General features: G+C 47.5%; 16 protein-coding genes. 2 read left to right on the plus strand and 14 right to left on the minus strand.

Annotated features, from left to right (window positions below):
* Nucleotides 1-8: 8 nt before the first annotated feature.
* The 8 genes from BUQ91_RS12690 to BUQ91_RS12725 form a co-directional block, all read right to left on the minus strand.
* Nucleotides 9-2,288 (minus strand): lytic transglycosylase domain-containing protein, encoded by a 2,280-nt coding sequence (locus BUQ91_RS12690; RefSeq protein ID WP_074209537.1) that lies wholly within the window; start codon nt 2,286-2,288, stop codon nt 9-11.
* 17 nt (nt 2,289-2,305) lie between these two features.
* Nucleotides 2,306-4,144 (minus strand): phosphoenolpyruvate--protein phosphotransferase, encoded by a 1,839-nt coding sequence (gene ptsP / locus BUQ91_RS12695; protein ID WP_072829315.1) that lies wholly within the window; start codon nt 4,142-4,144, stop codon nt 2,306-2,308.
* On the minus strand, nt 4,116-4,388 hold the full coding sequence (locus BUQ91_RS12700) for an HPr family phosphocarrier protein (RefSeq protein WP_072829670.1): 273 nt from the start codon (nt 4,386-4,388) through the stop codon (nt 4,116-4,118). The genes ptsP and BUQ91_RS12700 overlap by 29 nt, the downstream gene beginning before the upstream one ends.
* Nucleotides 4,389-4,395: 7 nt before the next feature.
* Entirely contained in the window at nt 4,396-5,316 is a 921-nt protein-coding gene (locus BUQ91_RS12705; protein WP_074209538.1) for an MlaD family protein, read from the minus strand.
* A gap of 61 nt (nt 5,317-5,377) precedes the next feature.
* A complete protein-coding gene (locus tag BUQ91_RS12710) occupies nt 5,378-6,034 on the minus strand; it encodes a TrmH family RNA methyltransferase (RefSeq protein WP_072829319.1) in 657 nt (218 codons plus the stop codon).
* Nucleotides 6,035-6,036: 2 nt separating this feature from the next.
* On the minus strand, nt 6,037-7,098 hold the full coding sequence (locus BUQ91_RS12715) for a hypothetical protein (protein ID WP_072829320.1): 1,062 nt from the start codon (nt 7,096-7,098) through the stop codon (nt 6,037-6,039).
* Nucleotides 7,099-7,118: 20 nt separating this feature from the next.
* Nucleotides 7,119-8,639, minus strand: coding sequence for a M16 family metallopeptidase (locus BUQ91_RS12720; RefSeq protein WP_072829323.1), 1,521 nt, complete (start codon nt 8,637-8,639; stop codon nt 7,119-7,121).
* A gap of 256 nt (nt 8,640-8,895) precedes the next feature.
* Nucleotides 8,896-9,924, minus strand: a complete 1,029-nt coding sequence (locus tag BUQ91_RS12725) for a vWA domain-containing protein (RefSeq protein ID WP_074209539.1) — start codon at nt 9,922-9,924, stop codon at nt 8,896-8,898.
* Nucleotides 9,925-10,213: 289 nt separating this feature from the next.
* Between BUQ91_RS12725 and BUQ91_RS12730 the strand changes: the two genes are divergently transcribed.
* Nucleotides 10,214-11,383, plus strand: a complete 1,170-nt coding sequence (locus BUQ91_RS12730; RefSeq protein ID WP_074209540.1) for a GGDEF domain-containing protein — start codon at nt 10,214-10,216, stop codon at nt 11,381-11,383.
* Between the two features lie 55 nt (nt 11,384-11,438).
* Here BUQ91_RS12730 and BUQ91_RS12735 read toward each other — a convergent pair whose 3' ends face one another.
* From BUQ91_RS12735 to BUQ91_RS12750, 4 genes are all read right to left on the minus strand, one after another.
* Nucleotides 11,439-12,542, minus strand: coding sequence for a vWA domain-containing protein (locus BUQ91_RS12735; protein ID WP_074209541.1), 1,104 nt, complete (start codon nt 12,540-12,542; stop codon nt 11,439-11,441).
* A gap of 188 nt (nt 12,543-12,730) precedes the next feature.
* On the minus strand, nt 12,731-13,051 hold the full coding sequence (locus BUQ91_RS12740; protein WP_083601277.1) for an AzlD domain-containing protein: 321 nt from the start codon (nt 13,049-13,051) through the stop codon (nt 12,731-12,733).
* Nucleotides 13,048-13,761 (minus strand): AzlC family ABC transporter permease, encoded by a 714-nt coding sequence (locus BUQ91_RS12745; RefSeq protein WP_074209542.1) that lies wholly within the window; start codon nt 13,759-13,761, stop codon nt 13,048-13,050. The genes BUQ91_RS12740 and BUQ91_RS12745 overlap by 4 nt, the downstream gene beginning before the upstream one ends.
* 140 nt (nt 13,762-13,901) lie before the next feature.
* Nucleotides 13,902-14,345 (minus strand): hypothetical protein, encoded by a 444-nt coding sequence (locus tag BUQ91_RS12750; RefSeq protein ID WP_074209543.1) that lies wholly within the window; start codon nt 14,343-14,345, stop codon nt 13,902-13,904.
* Between the two features lie 96 nt (nt 14,346-14,441).
* Here BUQ91_RS12750 and mltG point away from each other — a divergent pair, with 96 nt between their 5' ends.
* The gene (gene mltG, locus BUQ91_RS12755; RefSeq protein ID WP_254842357.1) at nt 14,442-15,455 is read left to right on the plus strand and encodes an endolytic transglycosylase MltG; all 1,014 of its coding nucleotides are present in this window, start codon (nt 14,442-14,444) and stop codon (nt 15,453-15,455) included.
* Nucleotides 15,456-15,581: 126 nt separating this feature from the next.
* Here mltG and BUQ91_RS12760 read toward each other — a convergent pair whose 3' ends face one another.
* On the minus strand, nt 15,582-17,846 hold the full coding sequence (locus BUQ91_RS12760) for a patatin-like phospholipase family protein (protein ID WP_074209545.1): 2,265 nt from the start codon (nt 17,844-17,846) through the stop codon (nt 15,582-15,584).
* Entirely contained in the window at nt 17,818-18,825 is a 1,008-nt protein-coding gene (locus BUQ91_RS12765; protein WP_072829341.1) for an ATPase, T2SS/T4P/T4SS family, read from the minus strand. Before BUQ91_RS12765 ends, BUQ91_RS12760 begins: the two co-directional genes overlap by 29 nt.
* Nucleotides 18,826-18,838 lie beyond the last annotated feature (13 nt).

Consider the following 18,838-nt stretch of genomic DNA (forward strand, 5'->3'; position numbering starts at 1 on the left):
ACTAGATACTACTTATCTCGATATATTTCCTGATAAATCCAGTAATTTCCCATGACGCGTTTGACATAGTCGCGGGTTTCCCAGTAGCTGATTTCTTCGACGCGCAAATCCCACGGAAGACCTTCGCTTTCGGACTGCCAACGCTTCGTCGGTTTCGGGCCTGCATTATAGTTGCAGAGCACGTACATGTAGTCGTTCTTGTATTCATCCTTGAGATCCACCAAGTAACGGATTCCCAAGCGAATATTCATATAGGCATTGTAAAGGCGCTTCGGATTGAAGTTCGAAATTTCTTCCTTGTCCGCAAGCATTTTTCCCGTCGCAGGCATAATCTGCAAAAGGCCGCAAGCGCCCGCTGGCGATGTAATCTGGAAATCGAAAATGGATTCCTGACGCATCACGCTATACACAAAGAACGGATCAATATTGCTCCCCGAATGGTAAACGACCGGATCGGCGTACGGCACCGGGAAGAGATAATGCAACACGTCAATCGGCGGAGCCATCAACAAACGTCTATCAATTTTCGCCTGGAACTGACGTGCAAGCCTGTACCCGGCAGCAGTTTCGCCCATTTCATAGAACAGCTTACCGTATTCGTAAAGGAAATCAAGACGCTTAAAGTTTTTCTTCTTGACTTCTTCATACAGCCTGAAAGCTTCTTCTTCAAAACCATAGAGGAACAATTTCTTGATTTTTTCAAAGCGTTCCTTGCTATACGAGGCATCGGGCTTTCCGAGTTTATTCACCGAACGAATCCAATCAATCGTAGCCGCATGGGACATCGGCACGCCATGAGCATAAGGAATCTGGTCTGCCGGCATCAAGCGATTTTCCAAAAGCTTGGTGCGGCTGCGATGTGCGTAGTACGAAAGTGGGAAGTCCTTGATACAATCAAGATAGGCTGCACGGGCAAGCGAATCCTCGCCCATTTTCATGTACGAATCGCCAAGGAACATTCTCGAAGCGCTACCACTCCACAAGAACGGATCTTTCGTTGCATCACGGAAATATGCAACAGCTTCAACCCACATGCCACGCTTAAAGTAGCAATAGCCTATGCGGAATCTCGCCCATTGGCGTTTTAAGTTGCTTTTAAAACGTTTGTGAATGAGTTTCTTGTAGCACTCAATCGCCTTGTCGTACATCAGCTTCTGTTCAAATTCAAAGCCGCGCAACCAAAGATTATTGGCATTTTCGTTGCTATACTGACTCACGTCCTGCAAAAGCGAATCGTACGTGTGGATTTCTTCGTCAAAGAGACCTGCAGCTTCCTTGCGGTAAAGCTTGAGAATCGCCTGGATCCAGGACGGACGGGCTTCTACATTTTCAATCAAGTTGCGATACTGTTCAATGGCATCTTCACTGCGGTTCAACGCGCGCAATGCCCCAGCGCGTTTTTCCCACAGCATAATACGCGTGTTCAAATCTAGCGTGCTCTTCTTCAAGCGCGCATAGGCCGGGTCATCAAGCACCACCACCGAAGCCGGATTTTTCTGAGCCTGCTGAGCATCCAGAATCTGGATAGAATCTAGCAACTCCAGGCAATTTTTCATTTCGTCCTTGTTGCATGCCATCTTTGCATAAGCGACTTTTTCAGCAAGCGTTTCGGGCGTGCCAAGCACTTCTCTCAAGCGACGGATTGAAGCGTACGCAGAATCCTTGTACGATGTACGGCTCGTCAACAGCTTCATGTAAAGGCGCTTTGCCTGCTTCAACTGGTAAGAATCTTCTAAATAGCGTGCGTAACGATACTTTAAGGGATCGACATCATCGCCATCCGGATTTCCATTAAGGAATGCCATCAGCGAATCTGCACGGGCTACATCATTCAGCGAAAAATCAGCCATCGAGGCTTCGATTCTCAAGCGGTCCGCCGATTCGCGCCAAGCCCTGTCATTTTCCAGGCTCTTTTCGAGGCGCAGCGTTTCGCGCATCTTGGCGTACTGTTCCTGTTTAAAGTTCGCCTTAGCCATACGGAGCACAACACTACCAAGCAATTCCGGTTCGCGTTTGCGCAAAGAATTGTAGGCAGCATAAGCGCTATCCCACTGGCCACTGTAATAGTAGTAGGCTGCACGGGCAAAATCACGATGGTTCTGCGAAACAGAAATATCATTCATTGTTTTCTTTGCCCGAGCCGCACGGATAACAGCATCTTGGAACTGATCCGGAGCCACCATTTCCTGATCCGAAAACGGAGACTTATACAAAGAATATGCCGATCCATCCACCTGAGCATACAAGGCGGCTGTACATGCAAACAACAACGAATAAAATAATTTCATTTACAAACCAACTGTTTTTATTTTTCTACCTGTCCCACAAATCCTGATATACCTAGTTCCATAATGGTCTGTGCATACTTTTTATGCAAAAACTCATTTACACTCTCGGCATCGTCCATTTGCAAAACAGTTAACGCAGCTTCACGAACATCTTCAAAGTTGATAGAACGGATAATTTTCTTCGTGGTCATCACGCTCCACGGAGTCATCGAAAGTTCATCAACACCAAGGCCAACCAGCAACAAAACGCTCATCGGATCCGTACACATTTCACCGCAAACAGCCACCGGGATTCCTTCACGGTGTGCAGCCACCACAGTCTGATAAATCATGCTGAGCACAGAGGGGTGGTGCGGCTGGAACATATCTGTAATAAGTTCGTTCGTACGGTCTACGGCAAGCGTAAATTGGATCAAGTCATTTGTACCCAAGCTAAAGAAATCGACTTCCTTAGCAAGTTTATCCACAATCATTACGGCAGCGGGAACTTCGATCATTGAGCCGATTTTCACAACGGGCAACTTATGACCTTCGTCTTCCAGCTGTTTGCGGGCTTTCGCAATGCAAGCCTTTGCACGGCGCAATTCCGTCATGCTCGATATCATCGGAAGCAAGATGCGCAAATTGCCTTTTGTATTTGCAAGCAGCAGAGCACGCAACTGCGTAATGAAAATATCTTCGCGATCAAGGCATACGCGGATGGAACGCCAACCCATAAACGGGTTAGATTCATTTACTGCCGAAACACCCGACACCAGTTTATCGCCACCCGCATCAAGCGTACGGATGACAACCGGGAACGGAGCCATCTTCTCGAGAATATGTCTATATGCGCTTTCCTGTTCTGCTTCAGTCGGAGTATCTTTCCTGAAGAACAAGAATTCCGAACGGTAAAGACCAATACCCGTTGCGCCAAAGTCCGTTACTTTGTCCGCTTCTGTAGGAATTTCGATATTTGCATGAAGCACAATGTACTTGCCATCGCGAGTCATCGGCTCCAACTGACGCATCGTGAAAAGTTCACGGCGCTGGCGTTCGAACATTTCCTGGCGTTCATGGAATTTGCGGATATCGTCTTCGTTCGGATTAATGATAACCTTACCATCAGCACCATCGACGATAATTGTATCGCCGCTTTTAACGAGGGCCGCAACATTTCTAAGACCGGACACAGCAGGAATCTGCAACGCTCTCGACAAAATGGCGACATGGCTTGTACGGCCACCAGTATCCATCACGATTGCGTTCACCTGGCCCGGTTTGAGCGTCATCAAGAAACTTGGAACAAACTCATGAGCAACAAGGACAATGCCTTCTTCGTCAGACACGTCCTCCAATACCGGTCCGGAGTCATCCATTGCCGACATCAAGCGGTTGTACAGGTCCCTAAGGTCCGCCGCCTTGTCGCGCATGGCCGGAGAATCTATTTTCTCGAACTTTTCGATGTATGCGTTAAATACGACATGCACCGCCCACTTTGCATTTTTGTGTTTCTTCTTGATCTTGTCGAGAACTCCATTCACGAGTCCCGGATCTTGCAAGATCATCAAGTGGGTAGCAAAAATCAGGCTGTCCTTGACACCAGCTCTGGTTTCTGAAATTTCTTTAATCTGAGCAATTTCCTTGGAGGTCTTGCTAATGGCCTTCAAGAACATCTGTTCTTCTGCAGCAAGGCGGCTCTCGGGGAGCGTCTCATCGACCACAGAAAATTCGCGATTTGCAACAGGGAACACCGTCCCCATGGCAAAGCCCGGAGACGACGGCACGCCGACAAGTTCAGTTCTCGGAGACTTCCGGGAAGAACCTTCAGCGGGCTTCGCCACAAAATCAGCAGGGTTCTTCGTTGAAGTGGTCATCAAAAAGCTTTTCCAACTGCTGAACGACTAGCTCTTCGTCCTCGCCATCGATTTCGAACTTGACTTCGGAACCGGCAGGGATAGCAAGCATCATCACGTTAAGGATGCTCTTCGCGTTGGCCTTCGATCCATCAAATACAATGGACACATCGCTTTTGGCCTGGCCCGTGATATCAACTATCATACCGGCCGGTCGAGCGTGAATACCCAATTTGTTGGAAACAGTAAATAACTTTGTAATCATCAATTCCTCAGAAGAAATCCACATTAATATCAAGGCCATCCTGCAGGATGATCTTGAACAGGCTGTCAGCGGAGTGTACCGTTTTGACAAGATCGTCATGAAGCTGTCTATCGTTCAGCAATATACCGACGGTATTGTCTTTTGAATCCATCTTGGCTTGCACCTTGGCAATCAGCCCATCCAAATGCTTTGTCACGCCTTCCAGTTCCGAAATCAACTGGTTCGCGTTACCCATAACCTTATCCGTTCCAGCAAAGAGACCGTTAATCGGTTCCTTCACGCCATCCACCAATTCATTCACCTTGACCGTCACCTTGTTGAGGTTTGCAAGGCTCTTCTTGAGCTGCGGATCGGTCGTCACGACAAGCGACATCAGGCGATCTTCAAGATTTTCTGCTTTCACAAGGAGTGTCTTGAAACGGTCCTGAAAATCCGGATTTGCAATTGTTCCATTCAAAGCAGTCTTCACCGCTTCCAGGAGCACCTTTGTAGAATCGCAAACTTCACCAGCAAGGCCAAGTGCTTCGGCAATACCCGCATCAAACTGTCCCGTAATCGTATCGCCCGGCACAAAATATTCTTCGGAATCCCCGAGAATCATGCCAATCTGGCGTTCGCCCATGATTCCGATATTCTGCACTCGGATTTCGGAATCCTTCGGAATCTTCACATTAGACTTAAGCCTGACCGTCACAACAACGCGATGGCCAGAAAGTTCAATCGATTCCACTCGGCCAAGCTTTACACCGTTAATCTTAACCGGGTCATCCAAAACTAGCGTACTCACCTGCGTAAAGCGCAAATGGTACACATCAAAAGTCTCACGCAGATCCTTCTCGTTCAAGAAAATCATGCCAAATATCAAAATGAAAATGGCTAAAAGAACGACAAGGCCAACAGAAAAATATAAAGCAGTATTCTTTTTCATTCTAAAAACAATCTAGCATATTTTACGATTGGCATTGGAGGCGTAATAAAAAATATGGGGATTATCCCTCCACCCTCACGATGGGGCTATTTGTTTCAATTCCGTTTACATGACGGTCAAGCCAATCAAGCAAAAGAGCATCTCTTTCGGCCTGAGGGAGCGCAAATTTTTCGCGGCCTTCTTTCTGCATGAACACATCAAGATACGTCATCAAGACACCACCGGCAACAGACACGTTCATGGATTCTGTAATGCCATACTGCGGGAGCTTAAATTCGTAATCGGCATGGGCAAGTGTATCCGGGTGGTTTCCGTGAAATTCACTACCCAAGTAGAATGCCATCGGCTGGCTCAAATCGAGGTCGAGCACAGAGTTCGTCGTGTTCGTGCTGGCGACCGCAATCTTGTAACCTTTTGCACGAAGCTTTTCCATGCAAAGCATACGCTTCTTGTACAGATAAAGGCTCATCCACTTATAAGAACCCTTGAGGATAGACTTGTTCACACTGTAGGCATTGTCTTCTTCGATGATGTGCACATCCTGAAGTCCAAAAACTTCTGCCGTACGGATAACAGCCGATATGTTGTGCGGATCGAACAGGTCTTCGAGCACCATGCAAAAATGACGAGTGCGACGATTAACAACGGATGTCAAGAGTTCACGGCGACGTTCCGTAACACGTGCAAGCAAAGTTTCCAAGTCCTTAGGTTCACTCATTTTTAATCCTTTTTTATAGAAATTTTTTCTGTGGGTTCCGTTGGTTCTGCAGGCTTAGCAGGCGTTGCCTTCGGCTTGCTAAGTTCCATCATAGAACGTTCAAGACGGAGAGCATCCCCGAGTTTCCAGGAGCCGCCAGAGACCACTTTATCAAATTCTGTTATATGGCGCTGATTTTCGGGCGTCCGCATTTTAGCATTTGTCGTAAGCGGGCGACGATTTCCGCCGTAATACATTGACGATGCTTTTTTGATATCGTTCACGACATCGTCAATCTTCGAATTCACGACACTTTTGAAAACGCGCAATTGCATAATCGAATTCAAGACGGAATTTGCAGGGAATACAAAAGCGGTAAGCTTGTACTTGAGTTTCCGAGGAGCGACCAAGTCCATATCCAAGAACGCCACTGCGGTTCCCTTGAGAGACCACTTTAGAATTTGTGCGTAACCATAGCCAAAGAACATGTTACGCAACATGGGTTTTGTACCTGCACTATCTTGCAAGGCCCAATAAAAATCACCCGAAAGTCCATGGCCATTACCGCCCGAGAAATAGCGACGGTCATGGCTATTGTATTCAAGAGTGTATTCCGATTCTAGATAAGCGTTAATCAAGTCCGCTGTAAACGGCATATTATCGAACAAGAACGTGATTTCGTTGACTTCGAGCGGGAGAGTTCCTTCGCTAGAATAAATAGCCCTGTACTGGCGGCCTAGACGTAAAAAAACATCAGCCACCATAGGCTTATAAATATCCACCGAGAAACCACGTTTTACAATTTCCTTATAGGGGCCGCAGAATTCCTCGTCATAATTAAGTTTAGGCCACGGCTTCATATCGTTCTCGGTACAAGCCTCGTACCTAATATCAAGGCACTTGAACATGCCCGCACAAAAAGAACGTACATCTTCGTCCTTGTTGTGCACTTTCTTCAAAATTGTTTTGCGTGAGACTTCCGATGCCGGGATAATCTTGGCGGCATAAGACAGAGAAGAGCCCAGCGCCAGTACAACACCAATGCATACGCTCAAAAACGAAAAATGCAAACTCTTACCCTGCATAGACACCTCGCTTTTAAAGATTAACGGAACTCAAGACTATCCAAAGGAATCACCGTAAATGGCTTCAGCGATTCGAACATGGAGACAGGACCGACAATCGAAATCGTCATCTTGTCCTTACCAAAATACTTAGCTATCATCGCCTTGACCTGTTCCGCAGTCACAGCCGTGATTTCCTTCACATAATCTAAATAATGATCATCCGATTTGCCAAGAAGTTCACCCTTTGCAAAAATGGATGCTGTCGAAGACGGTGTGTCAAAAAGGCTCGGCAAACTTTCGACCAAAGACTTCTTGGCCTGTTCCAGTTCTTCTGCCGTGGGGCCATCTTTCGCAAGCTTTTCAACCTCTTCGAAAATGAGCTTCAGCGCAAAATCAATCGTTTCCACTTTCGTCTGAAGAGCAATAGTTGTCATCGCCGTGTCGCGGTAATCGTTACCGACCGTACTGTAGACGCTGTAAGCAAGTCCTTCATCGCTACGGACTCGATTCATGAGTCTAGAACTAAAGCTGCCACCGCCCAAAATAAAGCTAGCCACGGCAGTCGGATAGTAATCCGGATGCGGGCGCTGAACGAACGGCTGGTTCATGGTGATGTTAGCCTGCGTAATATCCTTGTCGACCACATACACACCGGGCTTGCGTGCAAAGGTAAGCGGTGTCGGCTTTGGCTTTTCGGTCTTCGCAGGTTCTACTTTCCAGTCCGCAAAGAACTTCTTGAGAGCCACAACAGCAGAATCCTTGTCCACGTCGCCAGCAAGAGCAAAGACGATGCGTTTAGAGGAGAACACTCCCTTAGCAAGGCGCTTTACATCGGCTGCAGTCACAGCCTTGTATTCGTTGGCGTTTGCATCCCAAAGGCGCGGATTCGGGGCGTAATTGACCTTGGACTTGAGTGCAGCAAGCACCTTCGCCGGAGTTTCGTAACGGCGTTCGTAAGACGTGACAAAGTTTGCCTTTACAATTTCTAGCTGAGTCTTGTCGAACGCAGGCGCCGTAAGCACTTTCTTCGAAAGTTCGAGCATCGACGGGAAATCTTTAGAAAGGCAGTTAATGTCAAAAGCGGAAAGGTAAGTTCCGACGCTTGTAGAAATCGAGGCACTCACAAATTCAAGAGAGTCTTCAAGGGCATGTGGAGTAATTCCACCACCCGAACCACGACGGATCATGGAACCGACCATTTCAAAGGCGGCCTTGTCTTTGAGGACCTGCGGCAAATTATTTTCTTCAAAATAAACCGTAAAGTCTACGAGCGGAAGCGTCTTGTCGCTTACAATATAGCCCGTGATACCATCAGCAATTTCCACACGGAAATCCTTCGGATACGGAGCTACATATTTGTATTCAGGAAATTCAATCTTGCTATAATGTTCGGGCAAGCCTGCCCAAGAACTCGACACATTCGCAGAATCCTGAGCAGCCGCGGCATACACATCCACCGTATTACGGGAATTCGAGCCATTTTTCGGCATCAGGGAACATGCGGTCAAAACAGCCAAAGAGGCCAAAAACGCAGTAGAAACTAAATATTTCGTATTCATCAACTAGAAAATAGCAAACTAAAGCGGAACATTCCAAAATAGACCAATCATTTTGAGGATTATTGCTCCCCATTCCGCAAATAGACATATATTAATACTTGAGCCTTCCTAGTGGCCACAACACGCGTAGTAAGCCAACCTCCGGCTTCCGCACAGTTCTCCAGTCGAGACACAAGCCCCACCAGGAAGGCTTCTTCAATCCCTCCTATGAAAAAGACCCGACGCATGCGCGCCGGGCCTTTTTTCAAACCAACAACTAACTGAACCTTCCGTTCAGCTGCTTGCGGCGACGGCCACGTTCCGAAACAATAGCTTCAATCAAGAACAGCAAAGCGGCAAGTCCGAGGAATATCTGGTAGCGGTCCTGGTAATTTTCCATGCGGTCGCTGCTCTGATCCTTCTTTTCGAGCGTCGAGATTTCAGTCAAGACCTTTTGCAACTGGAACTCGCCCGGACTAGCATAGAAGTAAAGCGCTCCGGTCACATTTGCAATTTCTTGGAGAGTTCCTTCTTCAAGGCGGGTCGTCACGATATTACCCTGCATGTCCTTCTTGTAAACGCTTCCGCCGTTTTTGTCCTTGAGCGGTATAGGAACACCTTCGCGGGAACCGATACCAATCGTATAAATCTTGATGCCCATTTCGGCAGCTTCCTTCGCGGCATTGACTGCGGCAGCCTCAAGTTCTTCGCCATCGCTCATGAGAATCATGATCGAATGTTGGCTTGCCCCACCGGAGTTTTTGAACAAAGTCATACCCTTACGAATAGCCTTTTCCAAGTTCGTACCCGGCATGAGCCAGCCCGGATTGAGTTCACGGAGCACCATCTGCACCGTACCGTAATCCAGTGTCAAAGGAACCATGACCTGAGCTTCACCACTGAATGCCACCAAGCCCACACGGTCACCCGAGAGCGATTCGAGGAAGGACGAAATTTCGTGACGGCTACGAACCAAGCGGTTCGGCTTTACGTCTTCGGCAAGCATCGAAAGCGAAACGTCCTGCACGAGCACAAGATCTTGCCCACGGCGTTCCACATGTTCCATCTTGCGCCCCCACTGCGGACGGGCAAGCGCCACAAACAAAAATGCAATAGCCAGGAGCAAAAGCAGCATTTTGGTCAGGCGGCGCCACGGAGAAACGCTCGTAGAAAGTTTCGAAAGCATCGAAAGCGATACAAAACGTGCTGCAAGTTTTTTACGACGATGATATGCATACACAAAGAGAAGCGCAAAGAGAGGCAGAGTAAAAAGGCCCCACAAAAAATTCGGTTCTGCAAATCTCATTATCTACTCCGATAAAATTGCATCATTTCAAATAGGCAAGAAGAATATACAAAATTCGAAGTTACTAGACACTAGTCAACAGTTACTAGTTCGTGTTTTAGAAAGTGGTTAGGAATGAAAAATTAAAAGTTAAAAACGAATAATGGGAAATTAATCTTTCGTTCTTCATTTTTCATTCTTCATTTTATTATCCTGTTTACAAACCACTGCCTACTTCCTACTGTATGCATTTCTTTTCATACAAAAACCTTTCAATTATTTATATTTCCTCTAAGGTTAAGGTTGCGAGATGTCATACGTAGGACTGATAGAAATAAATATCATCTGTATAGCAGTGCTAATTATTACGCTGCTACAGTTTAAAGACAGTATCCTTAGGCATCTAGAAGAGCGTATTCTCGGCTTTACCATCATCGATACTATCATCTACATCGTCTTGAGCACGGTGACCAAGATGCTTTATTCGGTCCATGCACAAAGCGACCTTTACTTGAGCAACCAAAAGATTTGCGTCATTTATGCAATCATGTACGCTTTGAGCCTGAGTTCCTCGTTACTCCTCGCCCAGCTATGGTTCTCGTTCATCTTCCTCCGAATCCGCAAAAGCGTCTATTCTTACAAGCACCTGTTCCCACTATTTTCGACCCCAAGCATCATCGGCATATTCATTTGCATCGGCATAAGCATTTATGGATTCACAAACGATTGCCACACGACATCACTCCAGTTCAGAAGGCTTTTGCCATTCCTTATCGGGCTGAATTTCCTCTACATTCTCGCGACCATGATTTTGGGCATCCAGCATGCCTTTTCGCAAAAGAATTCCACGAATAGAAAAGAAGCGTTCTATCTCTCGTTCATAGCCCTTGTCCCAAGTTGCTCCTGCATTATTCAATATTTCGTTCCAGACATTCCGCTCACCGACCCTATTTTTGCTTTAACCCTTTTGCATGTTTACGTCACGCTCCTCAAGTACAGAATTACTTCGGACCCGCTTACCAACGTAAACAACAAAATACGCTTGACCGAATACCTCCAGTTCATCACACAGCACCAGGATCCTAGCAAGCGACTGTTCTTGCTCGTCATGGAAGTGGACTACTTCAAGGATATCGTCCGCAATTTTGGTTATGAAATGTCCGACCGTGTGCTTGTAGATATTTCGTCATTCTTTAAACGCCAATGTAGAGGGCAAAACGCATTCCTGGCAAGAACTGGCGAAAGCCAATTTGCAATTGTGATGGAACGCGACGAAGTCTCTGAAATCGAAGCGTTCTGTCAAAAGCTTATCCGCGAATGTGACCGCGACAGCATGCAAGCAGACATGACAACGTGGAAGATTTCATTCAGCCTGCATTTTGCCGAAATTTCGAACATTTCGACAAGCAATATTTCCAAGATTTTCGCCGAAGCAAAGAAGAACTGCTACAAGCCCGAAACTCCAGCACCGAAGGAATAGTAAAACTTAACTGGATGGGGCAAGCCCCATGACGAGTGAAGCGTCAGATGCCGAATCACGGGATTCTCACGAATCTTGTATTTGCGAGGATGAGTTCGAGCAAAATGAGGAGAGCGCCAACCAACAGCCACGGGTAGAATTTTTCGGCATAGCGGGCATAGGCGATTGTCTCGATTTCAGTCTTTTCAAGTTCATCGATTTCAGAATAAATCTTTTCAAGTTCGGCCTTGTTTTCGGCACGGTAGAATCGTCCACCAGTCTTTGAAGCAATCGACTTGAGCACGTCTTCGTCAATGCCTTCTTCGGGCGTGATATCGCGTTCACCCCAAGAAATATCGCCAGTCCACGGGTTCTGCTGGAACGCAAGAATCTTGCCATTCTTTTTGCCGACGCCAACAGTGTAAACCTTCACGCCCAGGGACTTCGCCACTTCAGCAGCACGCACCGGCGGGACAACACTCGCATTGTCACGACCATCAGTCAAGAGAATCACAACGCGGGACTTGGCATCGGACATCTTGAGTCGAGCAAGAGCGTTCATCAAGCCATCGCCAATGGCGGTCCTGTTATTCACAAGCGTATCGCGGGCAAGATCATCGCTAGCCTTCAAGATTTCAAGCAGGGAACCGTAATCCATCGTAAGCGGGCACTGCGTAAACGAACGAGCACCAAATGCCGAAAGACCAATGCGATCGCTATGGCGTTTGCCAATGAATTCAGCAATCACATCCTGAGCATAGCCCAAACGACTGTACTTCCAAAAATCGCCGTTTTTCCAAAAACGTTCGGCATTCATCGTACCAAGTTTTGACTGTTCCGCATTCGTAAGCATGTCAAGCGTACTCATGGAACCGGAAACGTCAAGCGCAAGCATAATATCCACACCATCGGTCGAAGTGTATTCGACTTCCATCGCGTTCTGCGGACGCGCAAGAGCCACCACAAAGCAAACAAGGGCCGCCAATCGGAGCGCCGGTACAATATGCCTAAACTTCACGCGACGGCTCGGCACCGCCTTCTTTGCAAGCGCAAGCGCCGGGAACTTGATTGTACTCTTGCGGCGCTGCTGGCGATAAACATAAAGCGCAATCAACAGCGGTACGAACAACAACAGCCAAAAGGCCTCGGGATTTTGAAAATGAAGGGCTCCAATATCCATTTCAGCTCCAAAATAACGAAAAACGATAAATTACACGCAAGAATATACAATTTAGCGAATGCAGAAAACCGCATTTCAATAAAAAATAAATGTTAAAAGGCTTGAACTTAGTTACTAGTTAATAGTTAGTAGTTACTAGAGATTGCGATATAAACATTTCTAGTAACTAGTAACTCTTAACTTCAAACTCACAGAAGCATGAGTCCGTCAACGCCGAGCACGGTAAGGCACGAGACCACAGCAACGGTCACAAGGCCACCGCCAAGGAGCGAAGCAACCACCGCAGCAAGGAGAGCGCAGGCGCCCGTCAAACGGCTATCTGTCGCAAAGAAAATTGCAGGCATAGTCATTGCACTAAGCACCGTATAGGGCACATAAGCGAGGAACGAGCTCCAGAACACGCTTTTGAGTTTCTTGCGGAGCAAAATGAACGGCACGGCACGCAAGAACAGCGTCACGCCAGCCATGACCAGCAAATAAATCACGTAAGTCTGCATGTCGATATTCATTTGCCGGCTCCTTCATCTTCGTTATTGAGGTTTTTCATGGGGAACAATGCGGCCGCCACAAGGGAAGCCACCAAGGCGCAAATGATAATCGCAAAACCCACAGAAACGCAGCTGAGCGCAGGGACAAACTTGAAGGCACAGCTCAATGCCACAGCAATAGCCACGGCAAAGATTGTCGGCTTATGCACCTTCATCTGCGGAACGACAATAGCCACAAACATTCCATAAAGCGCAACGCCAAGAGCATTCGTCACAATTGCCGGGAGAATCTCGCCGCAAATAGCACCGACCGCCGTTCCCGAAGACCAGCCAATGTAAGGGAGCGTCATGAGTCCAAAGAAATAAATCGGAGTCACGCGTTGTTTTGACATAGCCACGGCAAAAATTTCATCGGTAATGCCCGTAGCCAAAAGCAAACGCTTTCCCGTTCCGAAATCAGAAGAAACTTTCTGCGACAAAGAAATAGCCATCAGCGAATAGCGGAGGTTGATGAAGAACGTCGCAAGAGCCATTTCGATAAACGTACCGGCGGCATCCGTCATGATCTGGAGCCCCGCAAATTGCCCTGCCGATGTCAAATTCGTCATGGAAATAAGCGTTACGAGCGGCCACGACAAGAAATTCGAGCCTGCAATACCGAACGAGAACGAAACTGCAAAATAGCCAAGCCCTATCGGAAGCCCGTCTTTTACACCATCTGAAAATTTCATGGACGCAAAGATAGTATTTTTAGGCGATTTGCGGCAATGATTTATGCAGATATTTAAATATATGCAATTTTAGTAGGTTGAAGGATAAAAAAAGCCCGCAGCGCTTAGCCGCGGGTCAAACATTCGCGAATGAAGAGCAATTAGTTTTCGCCGTTGCTCATTTCAATCGTTTCACGGTCCATCGTGTGCTGCAAGTATTCCTTGAAGTCACGGTCGATGTTCACACCGTCGAAGTCGATATCGTCGTTTTCCAACACGAACACGGCGCTCGGGTTATCGAGCCAGCCCACAATGTCCACGTCTTCCAACTTCATGGACTTGTCGCCAGCCTTCTGGGCAACGTATTCAATCTTGGACTTCGGAACCCAGCCCTGACCGCAGGCGCCCTTCACGAGGACTTCGGTATCGCCTTCTTTCAAGACGGTCATTTCGTCGTTAAAGCTAGCCGTGCAGACTACGGAGCCACCATCTTTTTCTTTGGTGAGTTCCACGTCGCCAATCTTAGACTTGACCTTCTTGGCTGCAAAGGAAGAGGCAACCAACAAAGCGAAGGCGACAAACATAATTTTTTTCATCATTTTCATAGCGAATCCTCAAAACAAGGGAAATATTCAACAATGCTATACGAATATACTTTTTATTTTGCCAATCCGTTGCATTTTCTTTTAAATTTTTACGCAATGAAGAAGATTTTTTCAATTACCGCCATTATCCTCGTTCTAATCGCTGTTTTTGCGTATTTCCACGTAAATCAACGGTTGAGCGCCGTTTCACTCAACGAAAATACCGTCATTTTGGAGATTCCAAAGGGCAGTTCCCCCACAAAAGTTTTACAAATTTTACAAGAAAAGAACGTCTGGGACGACGAACTTGCCTTCACTTTGTGGTGCAAAATGAACAAACCGTCCCTCAAAGCCGGCTGGTACGAAGTTCCCGCCCAACAGACGCTCGATGAACTCGGAGCCCTGTTCCAAAGTGGCAAAAGTGCTGTCCGCAAGGTGACCATCCCCGAAGGTCGAGCCTCCTGGGAAATCCCTGCCTACCTGCAAAAAAGTTTCCCGAACCTCGACACGGCTCGGTGGAACAAGCTCGTCCAAGACCCGAAGTTTGCCCAATCTCTTGGCATCGAAGGAAAATCGCTCGAAGGCTACCTCTTGCCGGACACCTACCCCTTCGCCATCGACTCCGACGAAGAGTCCATACTCAAGCAGATGGTCGCAGCAAACCTCAAGGTCCGCGACGAGATGAAGCAACGTAAAGGTTCCATGTGGGAAACGCTTGGCAACTGGCACCGCGTGTTGACACTCGCAAGCGTGGTCGAAGAAGAAACGGGCATCCCGGAAGAACGCCCGCTCATTGCCGGAGTATTCCACAACCGTCTCCGCATCGGTATGCCGCTTGGGGCAGACCCGACAGTGAGGTTCATTTTCAAGAACTTGACAGGCCCGATCTACAAGAGTCAGCTGAATAGCGATAACCCGTACAACACCCGCAAGTTCCCGGGGCTCATGCCCGGCCCGATTTCAAATCCGGGTCGCAAGGCCATCGAAGCAACGCTGTTCCCCGCCAAGACCGAAGCACTTTACTTTGTCGCAAAGGATGACGGTTCGCACACGCATTTCTTTAGCACGAACCTCGCCGACCACAACAAGTATAAAGATGTCGCCGCAAAGAATCGCGGCGAAAAGAAGTAAGCTTAGCCTCAAGAATTGACTGGATGGGGCAAGCCCCAACTCCTTGGCTCGGTCATGCCCATGCAAGCATGGTCGCGACACTAGCCTTTTGAGTTGTCTTCGCTGCGCTCAGGATGACGCAGTACATTAAAACAGATTGTAATCGCCGATACGGATAAAGTATCGGTAATTTTTTATACGCTTGATATCGGCAAAAGTCTCTGTATCCACAACGCGATTGAGCCCGGCATAAACCGTAAACGAACGGTATGCATAGCGAAGAGCGGGCTCTATTACAAATTTATTTGAATTGAGCATTGCCGTTGCCTTATCCTCAAAATCGTGGATATACGCAAACGAGAGCCAGGCGCCAAATCCTTGGCGGTGAACGCCTCCGTTCACGCGAAGCATCGCATACCCATGCGATGAGAGCTCTGGGTCGAGCCAGTCTCCTGACCATGGCGTTGCAGCAACATGCAGGCGATACCTATCTTCCATAGCAGTATTGTCAAAGTTCTTGGGGAACTTGAAATGTCCATCACGATAAGCATCAAAGCCCATCGCGGCACCAACCGTCACTGACGTGTATTTCGTCGGCGCATAAGAGAACCTTCCGTCAAAAGAATAAATCCCGTAAATCGGACTTCTCTGGTGGAATCCGTACCCAATTAAATTCAAGCCAATAGACGCATTTGCAGCATATCCCTTAGATGCAAACCATGGGTCATCCTCACCGTTCAACAAGGAATAATGGACACTTTGTGTCACCGGACTTGTCTCGTAATTACTGCTTGTATTTACAATTTCATCATCAAAAAAGTCAATTTCTGGCACAGCCTTGGGAGACAATTCAAATTCACGGCTACCAAACAAGAACTTGACCTCGACAGATTGCATTTTGTCGATTGCATACTTTGCCGACAAATAAAGGTCATTCCTCGTTTCGTATTTAAAGCGGTTTACACTGGGGACATTATCGTTTTCGAACGCTTTTAAAAAGCGAAGCTTCATCAAGTCGTAGCTAAAAGTAAACTTCCAATGACGATTTATCAGATTGGAAATATCAAGATGCGGACGGAATCCATAGGAAGACGTTCCGTAAAAACCGGCCAATGTCAAGGAAATTTCCATTTGGTTCACATAATTAAGCGTCAATTCGCCGTATGCATTTGCGCCAATCACATTCGAGCCAAAACCGCCTACAGCAACGTCTACCGTCGGATGCACGCCTACATCAATCAACAAACTGCCATCGGATTGCATATTGAACGAAATCGTATCGTACGGAGCCTTAGATGCAATCGAATAAGCAAAATTTGCAGGAGCTACAAACCCAGTATCTTTGGGATTCCAGTACGAAAGCACAGCCGAATGGTGTTCCGAAGAAAGACTGTCAAACACTGGATTGAATTCAAACCAAGCTTCGGATTTTTGCTTGTCGGAATATTCCCTACGGCCATCAACAATCGGAATAATTTCGCGCAAGGCATGTTCCACTGCCGAAAAACCCGCTTGAATCATGGATTTGCGGGATGTATCGCGAATAGAATGAGCCCTTATAAAAACACCTTGCACATCGCCCAATTTCGTCAAAACATCTTTTTTGAGCGTACGCAATTCAGCATTTCCCTCGAGTTCGTAACGTATGGGGTCCGAGATAACGATTAACGAAGCCTCTTGGGGATTTTTTGCCAAAGGTACAGTCTGGTACGGACAAAGTTCTCCCGACTTTTCATTACCCGCTAGCGGAAGCGAATTCACGATATCTGCATATAAAGGATTTTCAATAATGCTATCGCAAGTCAAGAGCGTAAAGGGGATACGATAAGTTCCACGCTGGCGGAAAAGAATTTCTTCAAACCGGAGGCGCGAAAGAGAGCGTTCAATAGACGCCGTATCTGGAACAAGCGCATGCATGCTGCGGTAAACATTCCCCGCCGTATCTGCATAAAACGAAAAACGTTCACGAAGCGACGGAAGCCCATCCACAGAAATCGGGAGTTTAAAGGCATCGTGTTCCGTCTTTGCATGTATCGAATTCACGCCCAATTGTTCGATGACATACGGATCCATCATCAAACGCTGGATATCATCAATCGACACGCCAAGCGACCACAAAGCACCCATCCAGGCGCCCCACGAAGTTGCCACAATAGAATCTACAGGAATCTTGTATTCTTCCAATGCGTACAAAGCGCCCAAATGGAACCAAGGAGAGCGTTCTCCACCACCAAGGTAAAGCACAGACTTTGTCTTCTTTGCCTGCAGCGAATCGGGTACTAATTGCATAGCGCTCAAGAGCGTTTCATCAGCGGAATGTGCCGCCTGTACCGGCGTCACATAAACGGAGGCTACAGTAGCCACCGACAAAAGAAGCGCTTTCTTAAGCCAACCTAGCGGGATTGGAAACATACCTACCTGCCTCTTCGGGAGTCACTAAGCCAGAGCGGACATATTCAGCAAGGCAATCATCCATCAACAGCATGCCTTCCGAAGCGGAAGCCTCCATGATGGAAGGCAACTTGAAATGGTCTCCACTGCGTATGAGGGATGATACATTTTGCGTATTAAAAAGAATTTCCCAAGCTGGCGGAACCACGGCACCTTCTTGTGCGGGAGGCAACAATCTCTGGACAACAACAGCCTTGAGTGCAGCGGCAAGCATCGTGCGGACCAGATCACGATTTTCCGAAGGAACTGCCGAGAGCAACGTATCGACAACACCGACCGCATTACCTGCAGTTACATTCATAACAACCAAGGCTCCCGCCTCAGCAGCACGCAAAATGGAGATTAACGCAGAACTGTCGAAATCGCCAAGCCAGAAAAGGTCCGTTCCGCTACGAAGTCCCTGCTCCAACTTTTCAGAAGTAGAGCCTACCGTATTTACAAGTTTCAGGCTCTCGCCAATCTTCACCGAAAGTTCATGGCCTTCGTCCAAATCGCAAAAACGCAAAATACCGGACTCGCACATGGCAGAAACGTACGATGTCGCCGTAACCGTTTTTCCAGAGCAAGCAGGGCCTGCAAAAACAACCAAGCCGGAACTGAGTCCAAGCAAGCTATCGAGAGCAGCGGGCGCACCGAGGCTTGTAAATTCCGGACATTCCGCCATCAACGGGCGGAAAATCGCAGCGTTACCTAAAGCTTCGCGAAAATACTTTACACGCCATTTAGTATTCTGCCACGGACCGCCAACAAACGTACCCGATTCACCATCAAGCGCTCCTAAAAATTCAAGCAAAGAGCCAAACGGAAGCGCAGTAGATTCGGGAATAGCGCATACACGCCCCGCAAAGCGGATAGCCGAAGGAGCCCCTTCAGTTACAATCAAGTCACTCGCCCCGACATTCAGGGCATATTCCAAAAGAGATTCAATTTCTGACGCCATGACGAACCCCGCT

Origin of the sequence: Fibrobacter sp. UWB11 (assembly GCF_900143015.1) — a bacterium.
Classification (GTDB): Bacteria; Fibrobacterota; Fibrobacteria; order Fibrobacterales; family Fibrobacteraceae; genus Fibrobacter.

Excerpts from the sequence above, each read along its gene's own strand:
- BUQ91_RS12690 (WP_074209537.1), bottom strand. The coding sequence starts at position 2,288 with ATGAAATTATTTTATTCGTTGTTGTTTGCATGTACAGCCGCCTTGTAT.
- ptsP (WP_072829315.1), bottom strand. The coding sequence starts at position 4,144 with ATGACCACTTCAACGAAGAACCCTGCTGATTTTGTGGCGAAGCCCGCT.
- BUQ91_RS12700 (WP_072829670.1), bottom strand. The coding sequence starts at position 4,388 with ATGATTACAAAGTTATTTACTGTTTCCAACAAATTGGGTATTCACGCT.
- BUQ91_RS12705 (WP_074209538.1), bottom strand. The coding sequence starts at position 5,316 with ATGAAAAAGAATACTGCTTTATATTTTTCTGTTGGCCTTGTCGTTCTT.
- BUQ91_RS12710 (WP_072829319.1), bottom strand. The coding sequence starts at position 6,034 with ATGAGTGAACCTAAGGACTTGGAAACTTTGCTTGCACGTGTTACGGAA.
- BUQ91_RS12715 (WP_072829320.1), bottom strand. The coding sequence starts at position 7,098 with ATGCAGGGTAAGAGTTTGCATTTTTCGTTTTTGAGCGTATGCATTGGT.
- BUQ91_RS12720 (WP_072829323.1), bottom strand. The coding sequence starts at position 8,639 with ATGAATACGAAATATTTAGTTTCTACTGCGTTTTTGGCCTCTTTGGCT.
- BUQ91_RS12725 (WP_074209539.1), bottom strand. The coding sequence starts at position 9,924 with ATGAGATTTGCAGAACCGAATTTTTTGTGGGGCCTTTTTACTCTGCCT.
- BUQ91_RS12730 (WP_074209540.1), top strand. The coding sequence starts at position 10,214 with ATGTCATACGTAGGACTGATAGAAATAAATATCATCTGTATAGCAGTG.
- BUQ91_RS12735 (WP_074209541.1), bottom strand. The coding sequence starts at position 12,542 with ATGGATATTGGAGCCCTTCATTTTCAAAATCCCGAGGCCTTTTGGCTG.
- BUQ91_RS12740 (WP_083601277.1), bottom strand. The coding sequence starts at position 13,051 with ATGAATATCGACATGCAGACTTACGTGATTTATTTGCTGGTCATGGCT.
- BUQ91_RS12745 (WP_074209542.1), bottom strand. The coding sequence starts at position 13,761 with ATGAAATTTTCAGATGGTGTAAAAGACGGGCTTCCGATAGGGCTTGGC.
- BUQ91_RS12750 (WP_074209543.1), bottom strand. The coding sequence starts at position 14,345 with ATGAAAATGATGAAAAAAATTATGTTTGTCGCCTTCGCTTTGTTGGTT.
- mltG (WP_254842357.1), top strand. The coding sequence starts at position 14,442 with ATGAAGAAGATTTTTTCAATTACCGCCATTATCCTCGTTCTAATCGCT.
- BUQ91_RS12760 (WP_074209545.1), bottom strand. The coding sequence starts at position 17,846 with ATGTTTCCAATCCCGCTAGGTTGGCTTAAGAAAGCGCTTCTTTTGTCG.
- BUQ91_RS12765 (WP_072829341.1), bottom strand. The coding sequence starts at position 18,825 with ATGGCGTCAGAAATTGAATCTCTTTTGGAATATGCCCTGAATGTCGGG.